Here is a 26,313-nt window from a genome sequence, read left to right as displayed (position 1 = left end):
CCGTCAGCGACTCACGCCGCGGGCCCGGGCTTGCGCAGGGCGCCGACGACCTCCTCCACACGCGTGAAGCCGAGGCTCTCGTACAGGCCCAGGGCGTGGTAGTCGGGGTCGGCAGCGATCACGAGGTGATCGATCCGCTGCCGGGCAAGCTCGGACTGCGCGGCGGCATGGACCAGGCGGCTGGCGACGCCCAGGCGCCGGAAGGCCGCCACCGTGTCGACGGTCTGGTAGCGGGCACGTCCCTGCGTGACCACGATGCCGAGCGAGCCGGCCACCTGACCGTCGATCAAGGCCACGTACCAGCCACCCCGTCCGGCGCGGAAGAGCTCGCGCAGGGCCCGCTGGCGGCCGCGCCGAAAGGCGAGGTGGTAGTCACGATCGTCGGCCGCGCCGAGCTCGAACTCCTCAGCCGTGGCCATCTGCACGCCGATCACCGCCGCCCACAGCTCCTCATCGGCGTCCGGGTCAAGCGCGCGGACCTGCGCCTCACGGTTGGCACGGGGATGCTCGCGCAGGCTGGTGGGCGTGGCGATCAGCCCGGCGGTCCGCTCGAGCTCAAAGCCCCTGGCCACCAGCTCGCCCATGGAGGCGCCGAGCTCACCGTCGGTGCGGTCCCAGGCAACCGTGCAGTGCCTGACCTCCGGGTGAGCAGCGAACTCCCGTGCGAAGAGCGTTTGCCAGCGCGCACCGTCGCCGGACTGCGGCGGCGCGTCGAACAGCAGCAGGTTGCCCCACCAGTAGGTTGGGTTGCTCGGCGAGCGCACAAACCAGTAGCCGTGACGGCGGATCAGCTCGTGATCGGCAGCGAGCACGTCTATGTCGGTGCTCCACACGAGGCTGCGGATATGGGTGCTCACAGCCGGTCCGCGACGCAGAAAGCCTGCAAATTCAAGGCCCAGATGTTACAATCTTCAGCCTATGCGTTGTCGAAGTGGAAGTCACTGCCAGGAGCCGGCCGTAAAGGGCCGCCGCTTCTGCGCCACGCACGCGGCCGAGCTTGACCGCATGCGTGAGGAGCTCAAGGATGCCGCGGCCGCCCGCATTGGTAGGGGCCGCCCCAAGCGGTCTTCGACCTGCTGCCGTCCCGGCTGCTACGAGCCCCGCGTTCCGCCCGCCGCGTACTGCGATGCTTGCGCAGCGGCCGGTTACGTGGAAGAAGCCGCTTAGCGGCTTCTCGGATCACTGAGGAGGCCCTGGCGCAGTCACCGCAGCGCGCGGTGACTGCGCCAGGGCCATCTCAGCCTTCGCGGACCGGCAGACCCGCCGCAGCGAGGTGTGCTTTGACCTCAGCCACGGTGTGCCGGCCGTAGTGAAAGATCGAGGCGCACAGCACCGCATCGGCCCCGGCGGCCAGCGCCTGCACGAGGTGATCGAGCTCGCCGGCGCCACCGGAGGCGATCACCGGGACCGCAACAGCCGCGGCGACAGCCGCCGTCAGCTCGAGGTCATAGCCCGCATTTGAGCCGTCACGGTCCATGCTGGTGAGCAGGATCTCGCCGGCGCCGCGCTGTGCCGCCTCGCTGGCCCAGGCGACCGCGTCGCGCCCGGCCGGGCGTCGGCCACCAGCAACGTAGGCCTCCCAGCCCGCGCCCTCCGGTGACCGCTTGGCGTCGATCGCCACCACCACGCACTGGGCGCCGAAGCGCTGCGCCAGCTCGTCAATCAGCTCCGGTCTGGCAAGCGCCGCCGAGTTGACCGAGACCTTGTCGGCCCCGGCGTCGAGCACCGCCTGCGCATCCTCCACAGAGCGGATCCCGCCACCGATCGTGAACGGGATGAAGACGTCGTCGGCGGTGCGGCGGGCGAGCTCAGTGACTGTGTCGCGCTGGTCGGAGGTGGCGGTGATGTCAAGGAAGACGAGCTCATCGGCGCCCGCCTGGTCGTAGCGGACCGCGAGCTCAACGGGATCGCCGGCGTCGCGCAGGTCGACGAACCCGGTGCCCTTGACCACGCGGCCCCGGTCGACGTCAAGGCAGGGGATGACGCGCTTGTAGTGCATCAGCCGTCCCCCGCCGCGGCGTCCAGCAGCTGCTGCGCCTCCCCCACGCCGAAGCGCCGCTCATAGATCGCCCTGCCGACGATCACCCCTTCGATCTCGGCTAGCCGAAGCTCGGCCACCGCCGCCAGGTCAGCCAGCTCGCCGATCCCGCCGGAGTAGACGAAGCTCCCCTGGAGACCGTCCGCAAAGGCTCGTGCGCCGTCGATGTCGGGGCCGCTCAGCATGCCGTCACGCTCGATGCTCGAGAAGACGAAGCGGCGCACGCCGCGGCGCTGCAACTCGTCGCGCACCGCCGTTGCCTGCAGCTCGGTGTCCTCGGTCCAACCGGCCGCGGCAAGCCGGCCGCCGCGCGCGTCCAGCGAGACGACCAGCCGCTCCCCGTAGCGCGCCAGCGCCTGCTCCAGAAACTCGTGGTCGCGCAGCGCGGCGGTGCCGACGATCAGGCGCGCGGCGCCGCTTGAAGCGGCGGCCTCGAGCGCCGCCAGGGTGCGCAGGCCGCCACCCAGCTGCACGGGCACCTCGAGCGTTCGCGTGATCCGCTCGACGTGCTGGAGGTTGGCGGGCGTGCCGGTGCGGGCGCCGTCGAGGTCGACGATGTGCAGCGTCCTGGCACCGTCATGGACCCAGCGCCGCGCGGCCTCGAGCGGGTCTGAGTCATAGGTGGTTTGCTGCGCGAAGTCCCCGCGCGCGAGGCGCACGGCCTTGCCGTCGAGGATGTCGATGGCCGGCAGCAGGATCACGCGCTCACCGCCTGGACGCGGCGATCCCGTGCCAGCGCGGCGAAGGCCGCCAGCAGAGAGAGGCCGTCGCGCGAGGACTTCTCGGGGTGAAACTGCGTGCCGTACACCTGGCCGTGAGCGACCAGCGTCGCGAAGCGCTCGCCGTACTCCGCTGTGCCCACCACGTCCTGCTCGCGAGCCGGCTCGGCCACGTAGGAGTGCACGTGATAGAAGGGCGCGCCGGTTGCCGGCAGGCGCGAGCTGAGCGGCGATGGCCGCTCGATCCGCACATCGCTCCAGCCGATGTGCGGCAGCCGCAGCCCGCCTGCACGCAGGGCCCGCACCCGACCGGGCACCAGCCCCAGGCCGGGGGTCTCCACGCCCAGCTCGTCGGAGGAGTCAAACAGAAGCTGCATACCAAGGCAGATGCCGAGCAGCGGCGTGCCGGCGCTCACCCGCTCGCGCAGCAGCACGTCGAGGCCGTAACGGCGCAGGCTCGAGGCACCACTGGGGAAGGCACCGACACCGGGCAGCACGAGCGCGTCCGCATCCGCGAGTGTCTGCGGGTCGCGGGTCAGCACGGTTTGTGCGCCGACATGCGCAAGCGCCTTCTCCACCGAGCGCCGGTTGCCCATGTCGTAGTCGACGACCGCGATCCGCGGCGCGTCGGCAGCCGGCACCGGGCTGGCGCTCAACTGAGGGTGCCCTTGGTGCTGGGCACGCCCTGCTCGCTGGGGTCGATCGTCGCGGCTGCGCGCAGCGCCCGCGCCAGCGCTTTGAACACCGCCTCGATCACGTGGTGGGCGTTGGTTCCGGCCTGGACGCTTGAGTGCAAGGTGAGCTTCGCGTTGGTGGCCAGGGCCCGCAGGAACTCCTCCACCAGCTCGTGGTCGAAGTTGCCGATCGCGCCCGGCGGCAGCTCCGCCTCAAAGGCCAGCAGGCCGCGCCCGGAGATGTCGATCGCGCACAGCGCCCGGGCCTCGTCCATCGGCACCGTGGCCGACCCGTAGCGGGTGATCCCGCTGCGGTCGCCCAGGGCCTGGTCGAGTGCCTGGCCGATGCAGATGCCGACGTCCTCGACCGTGTGGTGGGCGCCGGTCTCAAGGTCCCCGCTCGCCTCGACCTCGAGGTCGAGGCGACCGTGGCGCGCGAGCAAGTCGAGCATGTGATCAAGGAAGCCCACGCCGGTGTTCCGGCGCCCGGCGCCGGTGCCGTCGAGCGTCAGCGTCACATGCACCTCGGTCTCGCCGGTGCGCCTGTCAACCGTGCCTGTGCGGGTCATCAGCTCTGATTCTCCCCGATTCTTGCCTCCATCGAGCGCGCGTGGTACTCGAAGCCCTCGGCGCGCGCGAGTGGCGCGGCGGCCTGCGCGAGCGCGCGCGGCTGCTCGATGCGGACCTCGGTGAAGACGCGGCGGAAGTGGTGGGGCCCGAGCGTTGAGGCAAAGCGCGCCGCGCCGCCGGTCGGCAGCGTGTGATTTGAGCCGGCGACATAGTCCCCGAAGGCGGTGCCGGTGCCGATGAAGACGCAGCCGGAGCGGGTGATGCGTGGGGCGAGTTGCTCGGCCAGCGGGCCGAGCAACTCCAGGTGTTCGGGTGCAAACGCCTCCGCGATCGCCAGCGCAAGCTCGTATGTCGGCGCGTGCACCAGCCGGCAGACCGCGTCGGTCGCAAGCGGCTCTGCGGCCAGGCGCTCGGCCAGCGCGTCAAGCAGCGCGGCGTCGGGGCAGACAGCCACGACGATCGTGCCGGCGCCATGCTCGGCCTGGGCCAGGAGGTCGAGCGCCAGCGGTTCGAGCGGGTACTGCGGGTCGACGATCGCGAGCATGTCGCTCGGGCCCGCGAAGGAGTCGATCCCAACGATTCCCGAGAGCTGTCGCTTGGCCTCCTGCACGTAGAGGTTGCCGGGCCCCACGATCACGTCCACCGGCTCGATCTGCTCGGTGCCGTAGGCGAGCGCGGCGACTCCCTGGGCGCCACCCATGCGGTAGACCTCGTCCGCGCCGGCCAGCTCGCAGGCGGCAAGGATGGCGGGGTTCAGATCCCCGTCGGGGCCGGGCGGGCTGCACACCGCGACCGTCTGAACGCCAGCCGCGCGCGCGGTCGCAACACCCATCACCACGGTGCTCGGGTAGGGTGCGCGCCCCCCTGGCACGTACACCGCGGCCCGGTGCACCGGGGTCTCGCGCACGGTCACGCTGTGGCCGCCAAAGTCGACGCGGCGGTCCGCGTGCAGGGCTGCGCGCGCAACCTGCCCGACATTTGTGATCGCCAGCTCGATGCCGGCGGCGACCTCTGGGTCAAGCTCCGCGCGGGCCTGTGCGAGCTCGCTGCGTGTGACGCGCAGCGGCTTGGGATCGGCGCCGCGGGTGTCGTGAAGCCGGGTGTGGTGGCGTACGGCCCGTTCACCGCCTGAGCGCACGTCGGCGAGGATCTCAGCGACCGCCGCTGCGACCGAGTCGCCGTCCGGCACCAGCGCGCGCAGCTGCTGGGCGAGCGCGGCCGGCTGTCCGTCAAATTCGCTCAGCGCCGCCAACATCAGCCGGAGATCCTCGAGACGAGCGTGTCGATCGCCCTGGCCCTGAGCTTGTCGGCGACCGGGTTTGCGATCAGGCGGGCGGTGCACTCGGCGATCTGCTCGCGCACCACCAGCCCATTTTCGCGCAGCGTGGTCCCGGTCGCGGTCAGGTCGACGATCGCGTCCACGAGGCCGGTTAGCGGCGCCAGCTCCACCGACCCCTTGACCTCGACGATCTCGGCCTGCCTGCCGCTCTCGTGAAAGTGGCGGGTGGCGATCCGCGGGTACTTGGTCGCGATCCGCACCACCCCGAGCCTGCGCAGCGCGTCCGCCGCGGGGTCCTCCCCCGCCTGCGAGGCCACGACCATCGTGCAGCGACCGTAACCGAGATCGGCGAGCTCGTAGATCGCCCGCTCCGCCTGCTCCATCAGCACGTCCTTGCCGGTGATGCCGACGTCGGCCGCGCCCGCCTCCACATAGGTCGGCACGTCCGAGGGGCGCATGGTGATGATGCCAACGTCGGCGAACAGCAGCCGCCGGTCGTTCTCGCGCACGGCGCTTGAGTCGATGCCGATGCTGTCCAGCAGATCAAGCGTCTCCCCAAGCAGAGCGCCGCGCGGGACGGCCAGCCGCAGACCGAGGCTCGCAGGGGTTTCAGCCACGCCTGCGCTCCTCGGCCCGCAGCGCAATGTGCACGCGCTCGACATCAAGACCGAAACCGACGGCCGGCAACGGGCGGCCAAAGTCGCCGAGCAGGTCGTCGTAGCGCCCGCCACCACCCAGTGGCATGCCGTAGGCGGGGTCGTAGACCTGGAAGATGGCGCCGGTGTAGTAGCCGAGGTTGTGCACCAGGCCGAAGTCGAAGATCACCCGGCGCGCGGTCCGTGGCTCGAGCATGCCGAGCAGCTCGCGCATACCGGTGCCCGCGTCATGCAGCGGTCCGTCGAGTCCCTCGAGCAGCTCGCTGCCGCCGCGCATGCGCGGTACGCGCAGCAGCAGCTCGGCGTCGGCCTCGCGCAGACGCAGGCGCGCGAGCTCGCGCGCGACGCCGACGAAGTCACCCAGCGCGAGTTCGGCGAGGATCGTGTCGCTGTCCTCATCGCCGACGCCAAGCGAGCGCAGGAGCGTCGGGTAGAGGGTGACATCACCCAACCCGACCTTGAAGCTCTCGAGCCCGGCCGCCTCCAGCGCGTCGCAGAGCAGCGTTAGCGCTTCGACCGTGCCGTCGGGCCCCGGCGCGCCGATCAACTCCACGCCCGCCTGCAGCAGTTCCCGCGACTGGCCGCGGCGCGGTCGGACGCCCTGAAAGATGTGCGCGAAGTAGCAGAAGCGCAATGGCGTCGGAGCCGTCCTGAAGCGGCTTGCGACCATCCGCGCGATCGGGATGGTCATGTCCGAGCGCAGCACCAGCACGTTGCCGTGCTCGTCGAAGAGCCGGTACGGAGAGCTCGTGCGGGAGGCCTCGCCGCGCGTGAACGTGCGCTCGTACTCGAGCGCAGGCGTGTAAACCTCGCCGTAGCCGCCGCGTTCAAAGACCTCGCGCATGCGCGCCATCAGCGCGCGCAGCTCGCGCATCTCGTCAGGCAGCACGTCGCGGGTGCCGGTGGGGGTGCGGTCGACCACGCTCATTCAGCCGCGGATGCTGTTGTCCTCAACGCGCGTGATCCGCGCCCCGAGCGCACGCAGACGCTCGTCGATCCGCTCGTAGCCGCGGTCGATCTGGCGGATGTTGCCGATCTCGGTTATGCCCTGCGCGCACAGCGCCGCGATCAGCATCGCCATGCCGGCACGGATATCGGGGGACTCCACGCGCTGGCCGCGAAGCCTGCGTGGGCCCACCACGATCGCTCGATGTGGGTCGCAGATCGTGATCGCGGCGCCCATCAGCTGCAGCTTGTCGGTGAACACCAGTCGGCTCTCAAACATCCACTCATGGATGATCACCGAGCCCTCGGCCTGGGTGGCGAGCGCCACAACAACGCTGGTGAGGTCGGCTGGCAGCGCCGGCCAGGGGCCGTCCTGGACCTTCGGCGTGTAGCCGCCCGCGTCGCTCTGGATGACCAGGTGCTGGTTGCCCGGGACGTGCACGTCATTGCCGATCATGGTGCTCTTCAGGCCGAGCCGCTCGAACACCAGCCTGATCATGCGCAGGTCCTCCGGCACGGTGTCCTTGATCGTGAGCTCGCCACCGGTGACCCCGGCCAGCGCCATGAACGAGCCGATCTCGATGTGATCGGGGGCGATCGTGTGCTCGCAGCCGTGCAGCCGGTCGCGGCCGGTGACCATCATCACGTTTGAGCCGATCCCCTCGATCTGAGCGCCCATCTTGATCAGCATCCGCGCCAGATCCTGCACGTGCGGCTCGGAGGCGGCGTTGCGGATCACGGATGTGCCGGGCGTCAGCGCGGCTGCCAGCAGCGCGTTCTCGGTCGCCATCACGGAGGGCTCGTCCATCAGAAAGTCGCAGGGCGCAAGGCCGCCGGCGGGCGCCGTCAGGCGGATGTTGGCGCCGACCTCAACGTCGGCACCGAGTGCCCGCATCGCATCGAAGTGGGGGTCAAGGCGCCGGCGCCCGATCACGTCACCACCTGGCGGTGGCATCTCGGCGCGGCCGAAGCGCGCAAGTAGCGGGCCGGCCAGCAGGAAGGAGGCGCGGATGCGCTCACCGAGCTCGCGGTCGACGCTGGTGCGGCTGACGGCGCCGGTGTTGACGCGCACCTCGCCGCCGCTGCTCCACGTGACCGCGGCGCCGAGCGATGCCAGCAGCGCGAGCATCGCGTCCACGTCCTTGATGCGCGGGATGTTGCGCAGCGTCACATCCTCGTCGGTCAGCAGCGTGGCGGCGAGGATCGGCAGCGCCCCGTTCTTGTTGCCAGCCGGTATGACGGTGCCTGACAGCGGCGCGCCGCCTTCGATCACGAACTTTTCCATGGCTACCAGTAAGGTAACGGCATGGACGCCGAGACCACGTCTGGCACGCTGCCGCAGTCCGCGCAGGACGCCCGCGAGGCGGCCTGGGCGCTGGTCTGCGAGTGGACCGAGAGCGACTCGCTGCGCCGCCACATGCTGGCCGTCGAGGCGGCGATGCGCGCCTACGCAGAGCACTTTGAAGCCGATCCTGAGCTCTGGGGCCTGACAGGACTCCTGCACGACCTGGACTACGAACGGCACCCGGACCTGAGTACCGGGCATCCGCGCGTCGCAATGGAGGAGCTCCGGCGCCGTGGCTACCCGGAGGAGCTGATCCGCGCGGTCGGCTCGCACGCCGATTACCTCGGCATAACCCGCGAGACGCAGCTGGAACGGGCGCTGTACGCGGTCGATGAGCTCTCGGGCTTCGTGCTGGCGGTCGCCTACGTCCGGCCCGAGGGACTGGCCGGCATGAGCCCCAAGTCGGTCAGGAAGAAGATGAAGCAGCCGAGCTTTGCCGCCGCCGTGGATCGCCAGCAGCTGACCGCCGGTGCCGACGCGCTGGGCGTCGACTTTGACGAGCACGTCGCGCGGGTGATCGCGGCGCTTGAGCAGGTCTCGCCGTCGCTCGTGCCCCAGCGCTGAGCAGCGTTGAGCAGCACGGAGGTTCCAGCGCTGGGGCGCCCCAGCCGTGTGCTGTTTCACCGTTGAAACTCCGCGGAGTTGCGGTCCTGAACAGCCGTACGCGATAACAGACAGCAACGATCGGGTCGCTGGGCTATTGTGACGGGCGATGACCGACGCGATCAGGATTGTGGTGCTGGAGGGCGATGAGACCGGCCAGGAGCTGCTCGAGCAGGCGCTCAGGGTGCTCGACCCGGATCTGCTCGGCTTTCCGGTCGAGCTTGAGCGCTACGACCTCTCGCTCGGCAACCGGCGTGCGACCCAGAACGGCGTCGTCCACGACGCCGCGGCGGCAATGCGGGCGGCTGGACTGGGCATCAAGGCTGCGACGATCACACCGGAGGGGCGCGAGGATGTCGGCACCCCCAACGCGATCGTCCGCGAGGGCATCGGCGGCAAGGTGATCGTGCGGACCGGACGGCGGCTGCCCGGGGTCGCGCCGATGGCCGGTGTCTACTACCCGATCTCGGTGGTGCGCATGGCCGTGGAGGACGCCTACGGGGCCAAGCAGTGGCGCGAAGGCACACCGGACGCCCCGGATGAGGTCGCCTACCGTGAGGAGCGGATCACGCGCTCAACCTGCCGCGCCGTCTCCGAGTACGCCTTCAGGACCGCCGAGCGCCTGGATGCGCGCGTCTACGGCGGCCCCAAATGGACGGTGTCGGCCATCTACGAGGGCATGCTCAAGGAGGAGATGGACGCCGCCGCCGCGCGTCACCCAGACGTCGACTACAAGCCCGTGCTGATCGACGCGACCTATGCCGGGCTGCTCTCGGGCGCAACCGATAAGACGCTCGTGATCCCGGCGCTCAACCGCGACGGTGATTGCCTGTCTGACCTCGTGCTGCCGATGTTCGGGTCGATCGCGGGCGCCGAGTCGGTGCTGCTGGCCTTTGACGATGACTACAACACGACGGTCGCGATGGCCGAGGCCCCGCACGGCACCGCGCCCGCACTGCAGGGCAAGGACATCGCCAACCCGCTTGCGATGATCCTCGCCTGCGGCGCTGTGATGCACCACGCCGCGGACCGCTACGGCGCGCACGCAGAACGCGCCTCGCGCGCGATTTACGAATCCGCACTCGAGGCCGTCGCCGCCGGCGTGAAGACCTTTGACCTGTCAGGCTCGGCGGGGACGACCGAGTTCACCGCAGCGGTGGTGGACCGGATCCACACCAAGCACGAAGCCTGGGCAGCACTCGGCTAGCGCTGTCGTCCGCGTCCTGGGCCCCGCCGGCGGTTCCGTCCGAGCCCGAACCTATGCTACGAACATATGTTCTGTTCTCGCCTAGGTGGGCTCCTTCTCAGAATCAGCGACGCGATCGACGACATGCTGCTCGGGGACTACGACTACGTGGTTGACGGCGACAGGCTCTACGCGGACGTGGACTACTACCGCAAGCGTGCGAGCGCCGGCTGCGCGATCGCGCCTGCGCGGCGTCCTAACATTGCCCGGCGTGGCGCACGTGCTGCAAACCGAGCGGCTGCTGCTCCGGCCGTGGTCCGCCGATGACGTGGCGCTGCTGTCTGCGCTGAGCTCGATCCCGCGCGTCACGCGCTACATCTCAGACGGTCGCACGTGGAGCGCGATGAAGGCGATCGCCGTCGCTGACGCGGCCATCAAGCACTGGCAGCAGCACGGCTTCGGCTGGCGCGTGGTCTCACAGCTGAGCAGCGGTGATGACATCGGGCTGCTCGCGCTGAACCTGATGGGCGAGGGCACGCCCGGGCTCTCACCTGACGAGTATGAGATCGGCTGGTGGCTTTCACCGGCGCACTGGGGGCACGGTTACAGCACCGAGGCCGCGCTCGCGGTCGCCAGCGACGCGTTCACCGCGCTCGGCGCCACGGAGCTCACGGCACGCATCCATCCCGACAACCACGCATCACTCGCTGTCGCGGGCCACCTGGGAATGGAGTTTGCGTTCAACACCGTCTCCCCGCCCGGTGTGCCGGTGAGCGTGTACCGGCTGGAGTCGGCGCCGGAACCGCTCAGCCGAGCAATCGCAGGCCCTGCGCGAAGAAGCTGACCGCCGCCGCCACCGGATCCGGGTCGGCGAGCACCAACTCGGCGCCGAGCAGCGCGCCAAACGTGACGTTCCAGTAGGCCTGCTCGCCCGGTCGATCGGCACCGTGCGGCCCGACGTACAGATACGGCTGCGGCGAGAAGGCATCGGCCGGCGCCGCCCCGAGGTTGCAGCGCCCACCCGCGGTGCGCAGGTCAATGGCCACATCGAAGTGTTCGGGCCAGAGCTGGACCGGTGAGCAATCACTGGCCACGGTGATGACCTGGTCAAGCGCAGCCGCCCCGATCTGGTACCACCGCAGCAGCGCCTCGGCCGCCACCTGATCGAACTGGATCGGACGCGTCCGGTCACCCACAGCGGGCGCGTCGTGGCCGAAATCGAGGTTTGCGTCCAGATCCACATCGCAGAAGTCGGCGAGCTCGCTGAGTGTGCTTCCCACAATGGCCGTCGCGCGCGAGCGCAGCTCACCGCCGACGCAGGCCTCGCGGACGAGATGTCCGCCGGCGAACCGCAGCACCTCGCGGTCGGGTTGGATGTGGGTCGCGAAGCTCGGCTGGCTCCGCGGGCATCATATCCCGAACGCAGCAGAGCCGCCCAACCTTTCGGTCAGGCGGCTCGCGCGACACCTAAAGAAACCGGCGGCGACCTACTCTCCCAGGCCCTTTCAAGCCAAGTACCATCGGCGCTGAGGGGCTTAACTTCTCTGTTCGGAAAGGGAAGAGGTGTTTCCCCCTCGCCATAGCCACCGGAAAGTGGCGAGAGACCGGGCCCCTCGCGGGCCTTCAAAACTACACAGCGCCAATGTACGGGTATCAAAATACCGTCAAGCCCTCGACCCATTAGTACCAGTCTCCTACGGGTGTTACCACCCTTCCAGATCTGGCCTATCAACCTGGTGGTCTACCAGGGGTCTTACTCCATCTAGTGGATGGGAGAGCTCATCTTGAGGCCGGCTTCCCGCTTAGATGCTTTCAGCGGTTATCCGATCCGCACGTAGCTAATCAGCAGTGCCGTTAGCACGACAACTGATACACCAGAGGTGCGTTCATCCCGGTCCTCTCGTACTAGGGACGAATCCTCTCAACTCTCCAACGCCCACGGCAGATAGGGACCGAACTGTCTCACGACGTTCTGAACCCAGCTCGCGTACCGCTTTAATGGGCGAACAGCCCAACCCTTGGGACCTACTACAGCCCCAGGATGCGACGAGCCGACATCGAGGTGCCAAACCGGGCCGTCGATGTGGACTCTTGGGCCCGATAAGCCTGTTATCCCCGGAGTACCTTTTGTCCGTTGAGCGACGGCGCTTCCACTTGCTACCGCCGGATCACTAAGGCCTACTTTCGTACCTGCTCGACATGTCTGTCTCGCAGTCAAGCTCCCTTGCTGCCTTTACACTCTACGCACGATTTCCGACCGTGCTGAGGGAACCTTTGCGCGCCTCCGTTACATTTTGGGAGGCGACCGCCCCAGTCAAACTACCCGCCTGTCACTGTCCCGCACCCGGATTCACGGCGTGCGGTTAGAGATCCAATACACCAAGGGTGGTATCTCAAGGATGGCTCCACACCAGCCGCAGCCGGTGCTTCTAAGCCTCCCACCTATCCTGAGCGAGATGCATCGAACCCCAATACCAAGTTGTAGTAAAGGTTCACGGGGTCTTTCCGTCTAGCCGCGGGTACTCGGCATCTTCACCGAGACTGCAATTTCACCGAGCCCCTCGTTGAGACAGCGTTCAAGTCGTTACGCCATTCGTGCAGGTCGGAACTTACCCGACAAGGAATTTCGCTAAATGTCTTACCTTCGGCGACTGGCCGAAGGCGGAACGCGCGTCCTCTGGTGCACCGCGCGCTTCCCTGCATGTCGCCATGCAGATGGGACCATCTCATCATCCACTGTCATGGATGTTCGGCGTATGGCCTCTGAGGATTCTGAGAAGCTCGAGCCTGGGCTTTTGGCGATTCATCGTCTCGGCGATCTTCACGATCCCGATGAGCCCGTCTTTCGACAGATGCTCGCCGGCATCGATCAGCTCAAGACACTCCGCAAACTTCGCGAAGTTCTCGCGCTTGGACGAGTGCAACGTGTGTGCTTGGAAGAATGGAACGATCACGTCGATCAGATCCGCCCTTCGCCGCACAACGTAGCGATACAGGTCCTCTCGGTGGTTGTCGTGACGCCGGTTGGCAATCACCTGTCCCACACCGAAGAATTGCCGGAGTTCGTGTAGGCACGCGACGCTTGAAGCGCCCTGTGTGACGACGAACTCATGCGTGACCTGGTAGCCAGTCCTGTAGCCGCCTCGGTCTCCGTCCCCGTCTTGGCGAACGAAACCGATCGAGAAGCATCCTTCTCCGTCTACAAAACCAATGACCCAGCCTTGCTGTCTCAGCCTTTCCTGCTGGTTTTCCGCACCTTCCGGATTGTCACTGACCACGACAGAAGTCTAGGCCGAGTACCGGACGGATACACGGGTTTTCCAGCATATAGCCGAATGCTAACCGCACTGTTACCAGTGCGGAGGGCAACGAATTTACCTTAGGACCGTTATAGTTACGGCCGCCGTTTACCGGGGCTTAGTTTCGGTGCTTCGGGTTGCCCCTAACACCTCCACGTAACCTTCCGGCACCGGGCAGGCGTCAGCCCCTATACGTCGTCTTTCGACTTAGCAGAGACCTGTGTTTTTGGTAAACAGTCGCTTGAACCTATTCACTGCGGCCCTCTCGGGCTCCACACGCGAAGTGCTTCACCCTACTGGGGCGCCCCTTATCCCGAAGTTACGGGGCGATTTTGCCGAGTTCCTTAACGAGGGTTATCTCGATCACCTTAGTGTTCTCCACTTGCCCACCTGTGTCGGTTTTGGTACAGGCACGCGCATTCTCCCTAGAGGCTTTTCTTGGAGGCAGGGCTTCCGGGACTCGCCGGCCCTAGGGCCAGCTGGCATCGCGTCTCAGGTTAAGCGGCTCCGGATTTGCCTAGAGCCACCCCTACACGCTTACCCCAGGTCAACTATCGCCTGGGCTCCCATAGCCTTCCTCGTCCCCCCATCGGTCAAACGAACGCGACGTGGTACGGGAATATCAACCCGTTGGCCATCGACTACGCCTTTCGGCCTCGCCTTAGGTCCTGACTAACCCTGAGCAGACGAACTTTACTCAGGAATCCTTGGGCAATCGGTGGAAGGGATTCTCACCCTTCTTTCGTTACTTATGCCGGCATTCTCACTTCCCAGGCCTCCACGGCTGGGTTACCCCGCCGCTTCACTGCCCTGGGAACGCTCTCCTACCGCGCGACTTTCGTCGCACCCGCAGCTTCGGTGACTAGCTTGAGCCCCGTTACATTGTCCGCGCTCGAACACTTGACCAGTGAGCTGTTACGCACTCTTTTAAGGGTGGCTGCCTCTAAGCCAACCTCCTGGTTGTCTATGCACTCGAACATCGTTTACCACTTAGCTAGTACTTAGGGACCTTAGCTGGCGGTCTGGGCTGTTTCCCTTTTGACGCTGAAGTTTATCCCCCAGCAACTGACTCCCGGAGTAGCCGTGGCGGTCTTCGGAGTTTGCCTGAATTCGGTAACCTGGTAGGGCCCCTAGTCCAAACAGTGCTCTACGGCCGCCACGGAATTAATCCGAGGCTATACCTAAATATATTTCGGAGAGAACCAGATATCACTGAGCTTGATTAGCCTTTCACTCCGACCCACAGGTCATCCGCCCAGTTTTCAACCTAGGTCGGTTCGGTCCTCCACGAGGTCTTACCCCCGCTTCAACCTGCCCATGGGTAGCTCGCTCAGCTTCGGGTCTACCGCCTACGACTATGTCGCCCTATTCGGACTCGCTTTCGCTTCGGCTCCGCTCATCGCTTAACCTCGCCGCAGACGAGTAACTCGCCGGCTCGTTATGCAAAAAGCACGCGGTCACGGCACGAAGCCGCTCCCACCGCTTGTAGGCACGTGGTTTCAGGTACTATTTCACTCCCCTTCCGGGGTACTTTTCACCTTTCCCTCACGGTACTAGTCCGCTATCGGTCACCTAGGAGTACTTAGCCTTGGAGGGTGGTCCCCCCAGTTTCAGTCCGCGTTTCACGGGTGCGGACTTACTCAGGAACGCTTGACGACAGATCAAGTGATTTCATCTACGGGACGATTGCCCTCTTTGGTGCGCGGTTCCACGCGCTTCGACTATCGCTTGATTTTGTAACTGTCGCCGAGCCGGTCACAGCTCGGAACAAACGCCCTACAACCCCCCGTACGCAACGCGTGACCGCTTACACGTACGGAGTTTGGGCTGATCCCCTTTCGCTCGCCACTACTCAGGGAGTCTCGGTTGATTTTCTTTCCTCGGGGTACTGAGATGTTTCACTTCCCCCGCTTGTCGTCGCCACGCCTATGTGTTCAGCGTGGGATGACACCGCATTACCGGTGCCGGGTTTCCCCATTCGGGCATCCGCGGGTCAAAGGCTGTTCAGCGCCTCACCGCGGCTTATCGCAGCCGTTCACGCCCTTCATCGACTCTAGGTGCCAAGGCATCCACCATGTGCCCTTACTATCTTGACGGTGATCTTGCTGTGAACCACAAGTGGTTCACATGAGTAGTGACCGAAGTCACCACTCGGTGATACCCGTTTACATTGGCTACTGTGCAGTTTTCAAGGTCCGCGAGGAGGCTCGGGCGCCGCGTGGGCAGGCTCAGCGTTTGACGCAGTGAGCCGCCGGCGCGACGCCGGTCTCTCAAAACTCAACAGCATGCGGTCCGCCATCACGATCGCTCGTGACACGGACCGACCAGGCTCGGTCGACATCTCTAGTCCGGGAACTCTGCCGGCACCGGTGAACTCAAGGTTCAACCTGGGTGCCGGACTCGCCAGGCATTATTGCCTGACGGGCCCCGGTTGCCCATTACGGGCTCCCTAGAAAGGAGGTGATCCAGCCGCAGCTTCCGCTACGGCTACCTTGTTACGACTTCACCCCAGTCACGAGCCCCACCTTCGACGGCTCCCTCCCTTGCGGGTTAGGCCACCGGCTTCGGGTGTTGCTCACTCCCATGGTGTGACGGGCGGTGTGTACAAGGCCCGGGAACGTATTCACCGCGGCAATGCTGATCCGCGATTACTAGCAACTCCACCTTCATGCAGGCGAGTTTCAGCCTGCAATCCGAACCGAGACGCGCTTTAAGGGATTCGCTCCACCTCGCGGTCTTGCAGCCCTCTGTACGCGCCAATGTAGCACGTGTGTAGCCCTGGACATAAGGGGCATGATGACTTGACCTCATCCCCACCTTCCTCCGGTTTGTCACCGGCAGTCTCGCATGAGTCCCCAACTTAATGCTGGCAACATGCGACGGGGGTTGCGCTCGTTGCGGGACTTAACCCAACATCTCACGACACGAGCTGACGACAGCCATGCACCACCTGTGAATCTGCCCCGAAGGGAAGCCGTGTTTCCACGGCGGTCAGACACATGTCAAGCCCAGGTAAGGTTCTTCGCGTCGCGTCGAATTAAACCACATGCTCCGCTGCTTGTGCGGGCCCCCGTCAATTCCTTTGAGTTTTAGCCTTGCGGCCGTACTCCCCAGGCGGGGTACTTAATGCGTTAGCGTCGGCACAGGGGGAGTCGACACCCCCTACACCTAGTACCCATCGTTTACGGCGTGGACTACCAGGGTATCTAATCCTGTTTGCTCCCCACGCTTTCGCGTCTCAGCGTCAGTACCGTCCCAGCGAGCTGCCTTCGCAATTGGTGTTCCTCCTGATATCTGCGCATTTCACCGCTACACCAGGAATTCCACTCGCCTCTTCCGGACTCTAGCTCGACAGTTTCCACCGGCATTCCAGGGTTGAGCCCTGGACTTTCACAGCAGACTTATCGAGCCGCCTACACGCGCTTTACGCCCAATGATTCCGGACAACGCTTGCCCCCTACGTATTACCGCGGCTGCTGGCACGTAGTTAGCCGGGGCTTCTTCTGAAGGTACCGTCACTTCAGCCGGCTATTCACCGGCGAAGCTTCGTCCCAACTGAAAGGGCTTTACAACCCGAAGGCCGTCTTCACCCACGCGGCGTTGCTGCGTCACGCTTTCGCGCATTGCGCAAGATTCCCCACTGCTGCCTCCCGTAGGAGTCTGGGCCGTGTCTCAGTCCCAGTGTGGCTGATCGTCCTCTCAGACCAGCTACGCATCGTCGCCTTGGTGAGCCGTTACCTCACCAACTAGCTAATGCGCCGCGGGCCGATCCCGATGCGGAGGCCGAAGCTTCCTTTCCCCAAGAGCCTTATGGCTGGAGGGCACATTTGGTATTAGCCCGAGTTTCCTCGGGTTGTCCCAATCATCGGGGCACGTTACCCACGTGTTACTCACCCGTTCGCGGCTTTGCCCCGGGCCGAAGCCCGGTTCGTCGCTCCACTTGCATGTGTTAGGCACGCCGCCAGCGTTCGTCCTGAGCCAGGATCAAACTCTCCGTGAAGAACTTCACAAAGAGTTGTCAGGAATGGCGCTCACCCATGCGGCCACACGTTGCCGCGCGGCCGAGTGAGCTAAACCTGGGCCTCTCCGCTGGTCGAAGAGGCCCTCGTCTCCACGCCCGGCCACTTGCGCGGCCATCGGGGCCCCCAAGTACACCGAGGGGGCCGGAAGACGAGACGGGTCAATCTTGGCACCGTCGCCAGGCAGGCCCATGAATGGGCCACCGGACAACGGCGTCGAACCTGGACACACTCTCGGTCATAGGCAGGCCGAGGTGCGCATGCTGTTGAGTTTTCAAAGACCGTCGCCTCGCCCGAGAAGGGAACTCCCTCCGGATGATGCTCCCGAGGCCGTAGCGCTCGGGGCAGAAGAGTATAGCCACATCTCACTTGGGGGCGCAAACTCACCCAGCTTGGGAGGCGCGTGGCCGCGCTCACTGCACCGACAAAGGTAGCGTACGCGCACACGGAATGTCGCCTGCCCGGCGAAGGGCCCTCACCGGGCGCCGTTCAGGTCAGTAAAAGCCTTGCAAAACGGCGCTTTCCGAGGGAGATCACATGGCCGTTGAGGGCTTCGCTCGGCAGCTCGAGCGCGTCGGCTGAAAGCGGGTTGCCGTCGAGCTTGACGCCACCCTGGGAGAGCAGGCGCCGGGCCTCCGATGTGGACACGCCGAACACCTCGGCGAGCAGGGCCGGCAGCGCCACCACCTCGCCGCGACTCGCGTAGGACAGCTCCGGTATTTCCTCCGGCATCCCGCCGTGGACGTGAACCTGGTCAAAGCGGCGCTCGGCCTCCAGCGCCTGCTCGGGACCGCTGAAGCGGGCCACGAGCGCACGTGCCAGCGCACGCTTGGCGTCACGGGGCGCAAGGCCGGACGGCAGCTCCTGCCCCAGAAGCAGCGCAAACCAGGATGCAAGCGAGGAGTCCGGGATGCTGAGCGTCTTGCCGTAGATCTCATCGGGCGGCTCCGAGACGCCGATGTAGTTGCCAAGCGACTTTGACATCTTGCGTACGCCGTCGGTGCCGGTCAGAAGCGGCATCGTCATGATCACCTGCTCCTCATGGCCGTAGGCGCGCTGGATGTCGCGCGCCAAGAGCAGGTTGAAGCGCTGGTCTGTGCCCCCGAGCTCCAGGTCTGCGCGCACGGCCACCGAGTCGTAGCCCTGCAGCAGTGGATAGAGCAACTCGAGCATCGCCACCGGCGTGCCGGCCGCAAGGCGCTTGGCGAAGTCATCGCGCTCGATCAGCTTCGCCACCGTGGTCGTTGCCATCAGGCGCAGCAGGTCGGGCATCGACATGTCCAGCCAGTCGCTGTTGAAGCGCACCTCCAGCCGCTCGCTGTCGAGCACCTTCAGTGCCTGCTCCTGGAAGGTGGCGGCGTTGCTCGCGATCTCCTGCTCGCTCAGCATCGGCCGTGTGGCCGAGCGGCCACTGGGGTCACCGACGCGTGCCGTCCCGTCGCCGATGATCAGCACCACGGTGTGGCCGGCATCCTGAAACTCGCGCAGCTTCTGCAGGACGACCGTGAAGCCGAGATGGATGTCAGGCGCGGTCGGGTCGATTCCGAGCTTCACGCGCAGGGGCCGGCCGAGCGCGAGCTTGGCGGCGAGCCCGCGCTCCGGCAGGCAGTCCACGGCGTTGCGCGACAACCACGCCGCGCTCTCAGTTGGCTCAACGCTCACGGCCAGGAATCGTAGTCGGGCATCCGCAACCCCGCGGCGGACCCGCGCGAGTAGACTCAGGTCTCCCTGAGGGTCGGTGCGCAGGCGCCGACCAGCTACGTCCACGGGCCGGGTGCCGCCACGGCCGGGCGCAGCGCAGGTTTGTCAACAGGACCGGGCCTACGGTTGACATGAGCGTCGAACTGGACACCGCCACTGACCGCGCACACGAACCGATGCGGCTGTCGCTCGGCGCGCCGGCCCGCCCGCGTGTGCGCAAGCTGCGGCTGCTGCTGGTGCTCAGCGCCTTCGCGCTGCTGGCCGTGATCTCCACGCTGTTCGGGGTGCTGACCTCGATCGCGGCCGACCTGCCGGCGCTTCAGAACACGGTCCAGTTCAGCCACACCGTCGACTCCTACATGTATGACGTCACGGGCAGGCCGATCGGCCCGCTGGCCCCCGCCAGCACACCGGCGATCGACAACTGGAGCCAGATCTCACAGAACATGGTGCATGCGATCGTCGCCGTCGAGGACCGCGGCTTCTGGAACGAGTCCGGGATCAGCATCCGCGGGCTGCTGCGGGCGGCGCTCTCCGATCTAACCGGCGGCCCGCTCCAGGGTGCCTCCACGATCCCCGAGGAGTTCATCAAGAACGTGCGCCAGGAGGAGGATCACCGCACGATCGCCGAAAAGCTGATCGAGGCCGGCATGGCCTTCCAGCTCTCGCACCACTGGTCACACGAGAAGCTCCTCACCGAATACCTCAACACGATCTACTTCGGCAACGGTGCGCTCGGCATCGAGGCGGCTGCGCGCGTGTACTTCGGCTGGGCACACGGCTACAACCCCGCGAACCCGTCGCAGCCGCGACCCGGCGGCTGCGGTGACGCAACGGTCTCAAGCCCGCACACGCGGGAGTGCGCGAGCATGCTCACGCCGGCGCAGGCGGCGCTCTTGGCGGCGATGGTCGCAAACCCCACCGCCTTTGATCCCGTCCTGCACCCCCAGGCGGCGCTCGCGCGGCGCAACCAGGTGGTCCTCAGGGACATGTACGAGCAGCACTACCTGACCCGCACCCAGTACCTGACCGCGATCAACACGCCGCTACCCAGACCCGCGCAGATCCAGCTGCCCCAACAGCAGCCGACCGCCGCCCCATATTTCACGAGCTGGGTTGAGCCCCTGGTGCTGCGCGCGCTCGAACAGGAGGGCCTCTCCCCCAAGACGGCGCAGTACGAGGCCTATTACGGCGGCCTGAAGATCAAGCTGAGCGTCGATCTGGCACTGCAACGAGCGGCGCAGAGCGCCGTCAACACCGTGCTGCCGAGCGGACAGGGGCTGCCGAGCGCGTCGCTGGTGGCGATCAGCAACGCGACCGGCGAGGTCCGTGCGATGGTCAGCGGCGACGGCAATTACGCCAAGGCGCCCTTCAACCTGGCGACCATGGGCTACCGCCAGCCCGGCTCCGCCTTCAAGCTCTTCACGCTCAGCGCCGCCCTCTCCAAGGGCATCATCACGCCCCAGACCGAGTTCGACTCACGCCACTTCGCGATCCACTACACCGAGCGTGGCGGCAACTCCTACCTGAATCCCAGGGGCAAGGGCCGCTTCACCCCCCACAACTTCGCCAACTCCTACGCTGGCTGGATCCCGATGACGGTCGCCACCGCGGTCTCCGACAACAGCGTCTTCTCGCAGCTGGGGCTGAAGGTCGGGACCGGCCTGATCGCCCACTACGCGCACCTGATGGGGATCCGCTCGCCGGTCTCGACCAACCCCTCGATGATCCTTGGCGGCCTCACCACCGGCGTCTCCGCGCTCGATCTCGCGCACGCCTACGCGACCGCGGCCAACGGCGGCGTGAAGGTCTTCAACCCGATTCTCGGTGACATCGACGGCGGCCCGATCGGCATCGACTCGATCTCCGGCTGCCGGCCCTGCCACCAGCACACGATCACCAACCGTTCGACGATGCGCACCGACAGGATCATCACCCCGAAGGTCGATCAGGAGCTCGTGTACCTGTTGCACGGTCCTGTCGATGACCCCTACGGCACCGGTACCGCCGCCGCGATCCCGGGCGTCGACATCGCCGGCAAGACCGGCACCACCAACAACTACGTCGATGCCTGGTTTGTCGGCTTCACCCCCCAGATGACGGTCGCCGTCTGGGCCGGGTTCCCCAGCGACGGCAGGCCGATGACCGACGAGTTCCATGGCGGACCGGTCGAGGGCGGCACCTTCCCCGCGATCATCTGGCACGACTACGTCAGCGCAGCGCTGCAGATCCTCGCAGACCAACAGCACCACCTGCCGACCGCCACGGTCACAACCCAGGCCGCGCCGGTCGCCCCAAGCAGCACACCAAGCAGCACACCGAGCAGCGCACCGAGCAGCGCCCAGCAGCCTGCGACGGCCACCCCGAGCCACCACCAGACCCCGGCCACGGCGACGAAACCCGCGCCCAGCTCCGGCGCTCAGCAGCAGAGTGCGCCTGCGCCCGCCGCCGTGCCGGCCCCGCCGAGCACCGGCACCGCCCCATCGGCCAACGGCGCCTCCGGCCTCTGATCGCTCACACACCCGCCCTGCTGACGGGCCGCGACAGGTAGCGGCTGCCCGCCAGACAGAAGCGCCAGGGCAGCTCTGTGGCCTTGCTGATCCCGATCCGGCGGTCCCGCTGGACCACCGGATCGCCCAGCCGCCGTGGCCGGCCGCTGATCACCACACGCCCGTGGGCGAGGCTCGAGCCGTTGTCGGCAAGCGTCACCGCCAGCGCCTGTGTCAGCTTCCCGGGGCCCGAACAGAGCTCTCGCCGGCGCTCGGGCGAGAGCCCGCGCCGTGCCGCCATCAGCTCGATGCCAGTGAGCGGCTCGAGCGCGCGGATCAAGACCGCGGCGCCCACGCCCTCGGGCTCACAGACGGCGTTCAGCAGCGCATGCACACCGTAGGAGGTGTAGACGTAGGCCGATCCCGGTGGCCCGAACAGCGTCGCAGTGCGCGGCGTCAGGCCGATGTAGGCGTGGCAGGCGGGCTCCGAGTCGTGGTAGGCCTCGGTCTCGACGATCATCCCGCTTGCCTGCCCGCAGCTGAGCACGCAGCCGATCAGCGCCTGCGCCACCGTGACGACGTCGCGGCGGTAAAACGACGGCTTCACGCGCCGGCGCGCGCCCGCTCGATCGCCGCCTGCGCGTGCGCCAGCTGTTCGCGCAGCGCCGCCGACCCGGTGCCGCCGCGCGAGACCTTTGACTCGAGCCAGGCGCCGTCGCCGAGCAGCGCCTGGAACTCGCGCGGGTCGATCAGCGGCGATGCCTCTCGCAGCTCAGCTGCGGCGAGCTGCGAGAGCGTGCGGCCACTTGCGCTCGCCAGCCGCACCAGTCCGCCGACGACGTGGTGGGCGCTGCGAAACGCAAGCCCCTTACCCACCAGGTAGTCGGCGATGTCGGTGGCGGCGAGCAGCTCATCGGAGGCGGCCGCCGCCAGCCGCTCGCGCCGGAAGCTGATCGTCTGGAGCATCCCCTGCGCGGCCGCGAGCATCAGCGCCAGCGTGTCCACCGCGTCAAAGAGGTGCTCCTTGTCCTCCTGCATGTCCTTGTTGTAGGTGAGCGGCAGGCCATGCAGCACGCCGTGCATCGCGGCCAGGCGGGCGCTGATCCGCGGCGCCTTGGCACGCAGGAGCTCGGCGGCGTCGGGGTTCTTCTTCTGCGGCATGATCGACGAGCCCGAGGCCCACGCGTCGGAGAGCTCGCAGAAGCCGAACTCCTCGCTTGACCACAGCACAAGCTCGGCCCCCAGCCGCGAGAGGTGTGTGGCGCAGGTGGCCGCAGCGGCGAGATGGTCGAGCACGAAGTCGCGGTTTGAGACCGCGTCTATCGAGTTTTCGCTGACCTCCGCGAAGCCCAGCTCGGAGGCCAAGAGCTCCCGGTCGGTGGCGAAGTTCACGCCCGCCAGCGCGCCGGCGCCGAGCGGCAGCGCGGCGGTCGCGGTGAGCACCGCGCGAAAGCGCCGGGCGTCGCGCAAGAGCATCCACGCGTAGGCCAGCAGGTGGTGGCCGAGGTAGACCGGCTGGGCGCGCTGCAGGTGCGTGTAACCCGGCATCGGCCAGTCGGCGTGAGCGCGGGCGAGGTCAAGCAGCGTCTGCGCCAGGTCGATCGCGGCCGCCTCGGCGCCGAGCGCTGCATCGCGCGTGAACAGCGCCAGGTCGGTCGCCACCTGGTCGTTGCGCGAGCGCGCGGTGTGCAGGCGGCCACCGGCCTCACCGGCCAGCTCGCTGACACGCCGCTCGATCGCCATGTGCACGTCCTCGTCGCCGTCGGCGAAGACGAAGCTGCCGTCGCTGACCTCCTGCGCCACCTGCTCGAGCGCGCGGTGCAGTGCGTCGCGGTCGCCTGCGGAGATGATCCCGCAGGCCGCGAGCATCTTCGCGTGCGCGAGCGACTGCGCCACGTCGTAGGGCGCAAGGCGCCAGTCGAAGGCCAGCGAGTCGTTGATCCGCCGGAAGGCGTCGTCCTGGGACATCGCCAGGCGCGGGCTTGAGATCAGCCGGCCGCGGGCGTTCATCGGCTGCGTGCCGCCAGCGAGATCTGTGAGCCCGACGCCTGGCTCAGCACCGCCCCGAGCGCCTGGGCGACGCGCGCGACCTCGCCCTCTGCCATCTGCGGGTAGAAGGGGATCGCGATTGAACGGTCGGAGACGTCCTCACAGACCGGGAACTGGCCGCGGCGGTAGCCGAACGTCTCGCGGTAGTAGCTCATCAGGTGGATCGCGGGAAAGTAGGGTTTGGCGGCGATGCCGGCGGCGCCGAGCTCGGTCACGGTGCGGTCGCGGTCAACCCCGGACGGCAGCTGCACCACGTAGACAAACCAGCCGCGGCGGGCAAGGCCCGCGTCCTCGCAGGGCAGCGTCAGCCCGGGGATCGTGCCGAGCGCCTCGCGGTAGAGCGAGGCGACCCGGGCGCGCGCGGCAAGCAGCTGATCCAGGCGCTCGAGCTGCGCGATCCCGAGCGCGCAGGCGATATCCGAGAGGCGGTAGTTGAAGCCCAGCCGGTCGTGATCAAGCCAGTCCATGTTGGGCGCCCGGCCCTGGTTTCGCTCGGAGTCGATCCGTTCTTTCACGGCGCCCTCGCCGGTGACGACGATCCCGCCCTCGCCGGTCGTCATCTGCTTGTTGGCGTAGAACGCAAAGACCGCCGGGTGGCCGCGCGAGCCGATCGTCACACCGTCTGAGTAGGCGCCGCCGAGCGCCTCGCAGGCGTCCTCGACGATCGGCACACCGGTGCGCTCGAGCCGCTCGATGTCCGCCGGGTAGCCGAACACATGCACCGGCAGGATCGCGGCGGTGCGGCTGCTCACCGCCGCGGCCGCGGCCTCGGCGTCGAGGTTCAGCGTCAGCGGGTCGATGTCGACGAACACCGGCCGGGCGCGCTCGTAGATCGCCACGTTGGCGCTGGCGACAAAAGAGAACGGGCTGGTGATCACCTCGGCGCCGTCGCTCACGCCCACGGCGCGCAGCGCCAGGTGCAGGCCGGCGGTGCCGGAGGAGACGGCGCTCGCGTGCGCGGCACCGACGCGCGCGGCGAAGCGCCGCTCGAACTCGCCCACGCGCGGGCCGAGCGACAGGTGCCCGGAGCGCAGCACCTCGAGCACCGCCTGCTCCTCACGCTCGCCGAGCACCGGCCGCGCGAGCGGGATCGGGCCGTTGCCTGCGCCCGGCGCGACCCCCGGGTGCGTTTGGCCTCTCATGATGAGGCGCGCGCCTCGCCCGCGCGGCTGCGCCCGCGCCCAGCCTGCAGCGCGACCTCGAGCGAATCGACAAGCGCCTCCCAGGAGGCCTCAATCACGTTGTCGGAGACCCCGATCGCACCCCACTCCCGCTCACCGTCGGAGGAGTCAAGCAGCACCCGCGTGATCGCGTCGCTTGCCTTTGAGCCGTCGAGGATGCGCACCTTGAAGTTCACGAGCTTGACGGTGTCCAGCTGCGGGTAGACACGCTCAAGCGCGCCGCGCAGCGCCCGGTCAAGCGCGCTCACGGGCCCGTTGCCCTCGGCGGTGTGCAGATAGCGCTCGCCGTCGACCCACAGCTTGATCGTCGCCTCGGTCTCAACCCGCCCGTCGGCGCGCTTCTCGGCCGTCACACGCCAGGACTCCAGCGTGAACAGCGGCGTGTACTCGCCGCTCTCGCGGCGCATCAAAAGCTCGAAGGAGCCGTCGGCGGCCTCGTAGTGGTAGCCCTCGTGCTCGCGCTCCTTGACGCTCTCGATCAGCCGCGCAGCGGCGTCATCGTCGAGCTCGATCCCGGCCTCAGCCGCGCGTGCGTGGATCGTGCCCTTGCCGGAGAGCTCAGACACCAGGACCGCACGGTCGTTGCCGACGAGCGCCGGGTCGATGTGCTCAAACGTGCTGGGGTCGGCGCTGACGCCGGCGACGTGCATCCCGCCCTTGTGCGCGAAGGCGTTGCGACCGACGTATGGCTGGTTGGGGTTGGGGGTGAAGTTCAAAAGCTCGTCGAGGAAGTGGGCGCTGGCGCTGAGCGCGTGCAGCTGCGCCTCACTGACGCACTCGTGCCCGGCCTTCAGCTGCAGGTTGGGGATCAGCGTCGTCAGGTTGGCGTTGCCGCAGCGCTCGCCGTAGCCGTTCTGGGTGCCCTGAACCTGTGTTGCGCCGGCCTTGACAGCGGCCAGCGAGCCGGCCACCGCGCAGCCCGCGTCGTCGTGGCAGTGGATCCCGATGCGCACGCCCGTCGGTGCGAGCTCCGACACCACGGCCGTCATCGCCACCTCGATCTGGTCGGGCAGGGTGCCGCCGTTGGTGTCACAGCACGTGATCGTCTGCGCGCCGGCGCTGGCCGCCGCGCGCAGGCACGCCAGCGCGTACTCGCGGTCGTCTGCGAAGCCGTCGAAGAAGTGCTCGGCGTCGTAGATCACACGTTTGCCCGCAGCGACCAGGAACGCGATCGACTCGGCGATCATCCGCAGGTTCTCGTCGCGGCTGGCCTTCACAACCTTGTCCAGGTGCAGGCTCCAGGTCTTGCCGACAAGCGTGCAGACCGGCGCGAAGCAGTCCGCCAGGACCTGCAGCGCCGGGTCATCGCGCGCATCAACGTCGCGCCGGCGGGTCATGCCGAAGGCGGCGATCTGGGCGTGCTGGAAGTGCTCGCCGGCGAGCAGCTCGAAGAGCTCGAGCTCCTTGGGGTTGGAGCTGGGAAAGCCCGCCTCGATCAGGTCGATCCCGAGCTCGTCGAGCAGGTGTGCGACGCGCAGCTTCTCGTGCGCGGTCAGCGACATACCCTCACCCTGCATGCCGTCGCGCAGGGTGGTGTCGTAGAGCTCGATCCTGGCCATC

At 67.2% G+C, this 26,313-nt stretch carries 20 protein-coding genes and 3 rRNA genes; 5 read left to right on the top strand and 18 right to left on the bottom strand.

The features are described 5' to 3' along the window. Positions 1–11: 11 nt before the first annotated feature. The 9 genes from M3M54_RS04040 to murA all read right to left on the bottom strand — a co-directional run bounded on the left by M3M54_RS04040 (position 12) and on the right by murA (position 8,166). Positions 12–857 (bottom strand): GNAT family N-acetyltransferase, encoded by an 846-nt coding sequence (locus M3M54_RS04040; RefSeq protein ID WP_249020900.1) that lies wholly within the window; start codon positions 855–857, stop codon positions 12–14. A gap of 380 nt (positions 858–1,237) precedes the next feature. Further along, positions 1,238–1,999 carry an imidazole glycerol phosphate synthase subunit HisF gene (hisF, locus tag M3M54_RS04035; protein ID WP_249020899.1) on the bottom strand — a complete coding sequence of 254 codons (762 nt, stop codon included), beginning with the start codon at positions 1,997–1,999 and terminating at the stop codon, positions 1,238–1,240. Continuing rightward, positions 1,999–2,739 (bottom strand): 1-(5-phosphoribosyl)-5-[(5-phosphoribosylamino)methylideneamino]imidazole-4-carboxamide isomerase, encoded by a 741-nt coding sequence (gene hisA, locus M3M54_RS04030; RefSeq protein WP_249020898.1) that lies wholly within the window; start codon positions 2,737–2,739, stop codon positions 1,999–2,001. Before hisA ends, hisF begins: the two co-directional genes overlap by 1 nt. Then, positions 2,736–3,413 carry an imidazole glycerol phosphate synthase subunit HisH gene (gene hisH, locus M3M54_RS04025; protein WP_249020897.1) on the bottom strand — a complete coding sequence of 226 codons (678 nt, stop codon included), beginning with the start codon at positions 3,411–3,413 and terminating at the stop codon, positions 2,736–2,738. Before hisH ends, hisA begins: the two co-directional genes overlap by 4 nt. Then, positions 3,410–4,000, bottom strand: a complete 591-nt coding sequence (gene hisB, locus M3M54_RS04020) for an imidazoleglycerol-phosphate dehydratase HisB (RefSeq protein WP_249020896.1) — start codon at positions 3,998–4,000, stop codon at positions 3,410–3,412. Before hisB ends, hisH begins: the two co-directional genes overlap by 4 nt. Continuing rightward, positions 4,000–5,256 (bottom strand): histidinol dehydrogenase, encoded by a 1,257-nt coding sequence (gene hisD, locus M3M54_RS04015; protein WP_249020895.1) that lies wholly within the window; start codon positions 5,254–5,256, stop codon positions 4,000–4,002. The genes hisB and hisD overlap by 1 nt, the downstream gene beginning before the upstream one ends. Continuing rightward, on the bottom strand, positions 5,256–5,897 hold the full coding sequence (hisG, locus tag M3M54_RS04010) for an ATP phosphoribosyltransferase (protein ID WP_249020894.1): 642 nt from the start codon (positions 5,895–5,897) through the stop codon (positions 5,256–5,258). Before hisG ends, hisD begins: the two co-directional genes overlap by 1 nt. Further along, the gene (hisZ, locus tag M3M54_RS04005) at positions 5,890–6,864 is read right to left on the bottom strand and encodes an ATP phosphoribosyltransferase regulatory subunit (RefSeq protein ID WP_249020893.1); all 975 of its coding nucleotides are present in this window, start codon (positions 6,862–6,864) and stop codon (positions 5,890–5,892) included. Before hisZ ends, hisG begins: the two co-directional genes overlap by 8 nt. Continuing rightward, positions 6,865–8,166 (bottom strand): UDP-N-acetylglucosamine 1-carboxyvinyltransferase, encoded by a 1,302-nt coding sequence (gene murA / locus M3M54_RS04000; RefSeq protein WP_249020892.1) that lies wholly within the window; start codon positions 8,164–8,166, stop codon positions 6,865–6,867. Between the two features lie 21 nt (positions 8,167–8,187). On the opposite strand from murA, the gene M3M54_RS03995 reads away from it, so the two are divergent. From M3M54_RS03995 to M3M54_RS03980, 4 genes are all read left to right on the top strand, one after another. Further along, entirely contained in the window at positions 8,188–8,790 is a 603-nt protein-coding gene (locus M3M54_RS03995; protein WP_249020891.1) for an HDIG domain-containing metalloprotein, read from the top strand. Positions 8,791–8,938: 148 nt separating this feature from the next. Next, positions 8,939–10,036 carry an isocitrate/isopropylmalate family dehydrogenase gene (locus tag M3M54_RS03990; RefSeq protein ID WP_249020890.1) on the top strand — a complete coding sequence of 366 codons (1,098 nt, stop codon included), beginning with the start codon at positions 8,939–8,941 and terminating at the stop codon, positions 10,034–10,036. A 66-nt stretch (positions 10,037–10,102) separates the two neighbouring features. Beyond that, the gene (locus M3M54_RS03985) at positions 10,103–10,342 is read left to right on the top strand and encodes a hypothetical protein (RefSeq protein ID WP_249020889.1); all 240 of its coding nucleotides are present in this window, start codon (positions 10,103–10,105) and stop codon (positions 10,340–10,342) included. Further along, positions 10,287–10,859, top strand: coding sequence for a GNAT family N-acetyltransferase (locus tag M3M54_RS03980; RefSeq protein ID WP_249020888.1), 573 nt, complete (start codon positions 10,287–10,289; stop codon positions 10,857–10,859). The genes M3M54_RS03985 and M3M54_RS03980 overlap by 56 nt, the downstream gene beginning before the upstream one ends. On the opposite strand, the gene M3M54_RS03975 is transcribed toward M3M54_RS03980, so the two are convergent. The 5 genes from M3M54_RS03975 to tyrS all read right to left on the bottom strand — a co-directional run bounded on the left by M3M54_RS03975 (position 10,822) and on the right by tyrS (position 18,995). After that, the gene (locus M3M54_RS03975) at positions 10,822–11,373 is read right to left on the bottom strand and encodes a hypothetical protein (protein ID WP_249020887.1); all 552 of its coding nucleotides are present in this window, start codon (positions 11,371–11,373) and stop codon (positions 10,822–10,824) included. The genes M3M54_RS03980 and M3M54_RS03975 overlap by 38 nt on opposite strands. A 116-nt stretch (positions 11,374–11,489) precedes the next feature. Continuing rightward, a 5S ribosomal RNA gene (gene rrf, locus M3M54_RS03970) occupies positions 11,490–11,606 on the bottom strand. Between the two features lie 69 nt (positions 11,607–11,675). Continuing rightward, positions 11,676–15,410, bottom strand: a 23S ribosomal RNA gene (locus M3M54_RS03965). A gap of 357 nt (positions 15,411–15,767) precedes the next feature. Further along, positions 15,768–17,314 (bottom strand): 16S ribosomal RNA (locus tag M3M54_RS03960). The 16S, 23S and 5S rRNA genes sit together here, the layout of an rRNA operon. A gap of 508 nt (positions 17,315–17,822) precedes the next feature. Then, the gene (tyrS, locus tag M3M54_RS03955; RefSeq protein WP_249020886.1) at positions 17,823–18,995 is read right to left on the bottom strand and encodes a tyrosine--tRNA ligase; all 1,173 of its coding nucleotides are present in this window, start codon (positions 18,993–18,995) and stop codon (positions 17,823–17,825) included. Positions 18,996–19,165: 170 nt separating this feature from the next. Here tyrS and M3M54_RS03950 point away from each other — a divergent pair, with 170 nt between their 5' ends. After that, positions 19,166–21,544, top strand: coding sequence for a transglycosylase domain-containing protein (locus M3M54_RS03950; RefSeq protein ID WP_249020885.1), 2,379 nt, complete (start codon positions 19,166–19,168; stop codon positions 21,542–21,544). Between the two features lie 4 nt (positions 21,545–21,548). On the opposite strand, the gene M3M54_RS03945 is transcribed toward M3M54_RS03950, so the two are convergent. The 4 genes from M3M54_RS03945 to cimA are packed head-to-tail and all read right to left on the bottom strand — an operon-like array spanning position 21,549 to position 26,312. Further along, positions 21,549–22,130, bottom strand: coding sequence for a DNA-3-methyladenine glycosylase (locus M3M54_RS03945; RefSeq protein ID WP_249020884.1), 582 nt, complete (start codon positions 22,128–22,130; stop codon positions 21,549–21,551). Continuing rightward, the gene (gene argH, locus M3M54_RS03940) at positions 22,127–23,533 is read right to left on the bottom strand and encodes an argininosuccinate lyase (RefSeq protein WP_249020883.1); all 1,407 of its coding nucleotides are present in this window, start codon (positions 23,531–23,533) and stop codon (positions 22,127–22,129) included. Before argH ends, M3M54_RS03945 begins: the two co-directional genes overlap by 4 nt. Continuing rightward, positions 23,530–24,714 (bottom strand): DegT/DnrJ/EryC1/StrS aminotransferase family protein, encoded by a 1,185-nt coding sequence (locus M3M54_RS03935; protein ID WP_249020882.1) that lies wholly within the window; start codon positions 24,712–24,714, stop codon positions 23,530–23,532. The genes argH and M3M54_RS03935 overlap by 4 nt, the downstream gene beginning before the upstream one ends. Next, the gene (cimA, locus tag M3M54_RS03930) at positions 24,711–26,312 is read right to left on the bottom strand and encodes a citramalate synthase (protein ID WP_249020881.1); all 1,602 of its coding nucleotides are present in this window, start codon (positions 26,310–26,312) and stop codon (positions 24,711–24,713) included. The genes M3M54_RS03935 and cimA overlap by 4 nt, the downstream gene beginning before the upstream one ends. Position 26,313 lies beyond the last annotated feature (1 nt).

It is taken from the genome of Conexibacter sp. S30A1 (genome assembly GCF_023330665.1).
GTDB lineage: Bacteria > Actinomycetota > Thermoleophilia > Solirubrobacterales > Solirubrobacteraceae > Palsa-465.
Note: the sequence above shows the minus strand (reverse complement) of the source record. Positions and strands in the feature narration are given on the sequence as shown.

Bases quoted from the DNA above. Each gene is read 5' to 3' on its own strand.
- M3M54_RS03995 (WP_249020891.1), top strand. From the start codon at position 8,188: ATGGACGCCGAGACCACGTCTGGCACGCTGCCGCAGTCCGCGCAGGAC.
- M3M54_RS03950 (WP_249020885.1), top strand. From the start codon at position 19,166: ATGAGCGTCGAACTGGACACCGCCACTGACCGCGCACACGAACCGATG.
- M3M54_RS03990 (WP_249020890.1), top strand. From the start codon at position 8,939: ATGACCGACGCGATCAGGATTGTGGTGCTGGAGGGCGATGAGACCGGC.
- hisB (WP_249020896.1), bottom strand. From the start codon at position 4,000: ATGACCCGCACAGGCACGGTTGACAGGCGCACCGGCGAGACCGAGGTG.
- hisF (WP_249020899.1), bottom strand. From the start codon at position 1,999: ATGCACTACAAGCGCGTCATCCCCTGCCTTGACGTCGACCGGGGCCGC.
- argH (WP_249020883.1), bottom strand. From the start codon at position 23,533: ATGAACGCCCGCGGCCGGCTGATCTCAAGCCCGCGCCTGGCGATGTCC.
- murA (WP_249020892.1), bottom strand. From the start codon at position 8,166: ATGGAAAAGTTCGTGATCGAAGGCGGCGCGCCGCTGTCAGGCACCGTC.
- M3M54_RS03935 (WP_249020882.1), bottom strand. From the start codon at position 24,714: ATGAGAGGCCAAACGCACCCGGGGGTCGCGCCGGGCGCAGGCAACGGC.
- cimA (WP_249020881.1), bottom strand. From the start codon at position 26,312: ATGGCCAGGATCGAGCTCTACGACACCACCCTGCGCGACGGCATGCAG.
- hisD (WP_249020895.1), bottom strand. From the start codon at position 5,256: ATGTTGGCGGCGCTGAGCGAATTTGACGGACAGCCGGCCGCGCTCGCC.
- M3M54_RS03985 (WP_249020889.1), top strand. From the start codon at position 10,103: ATGTTCTGTTCTCGCCTAGGTGGGCTCCTTCTCAGAATCAGCGACGCG.
- hisZ (WP_249020893.1), bottom strand. From the start codon at position 6,864: ATGAGCGTGGTCGACCGCACCCCCACCGGCACCCGCGACGTGCTGCCT.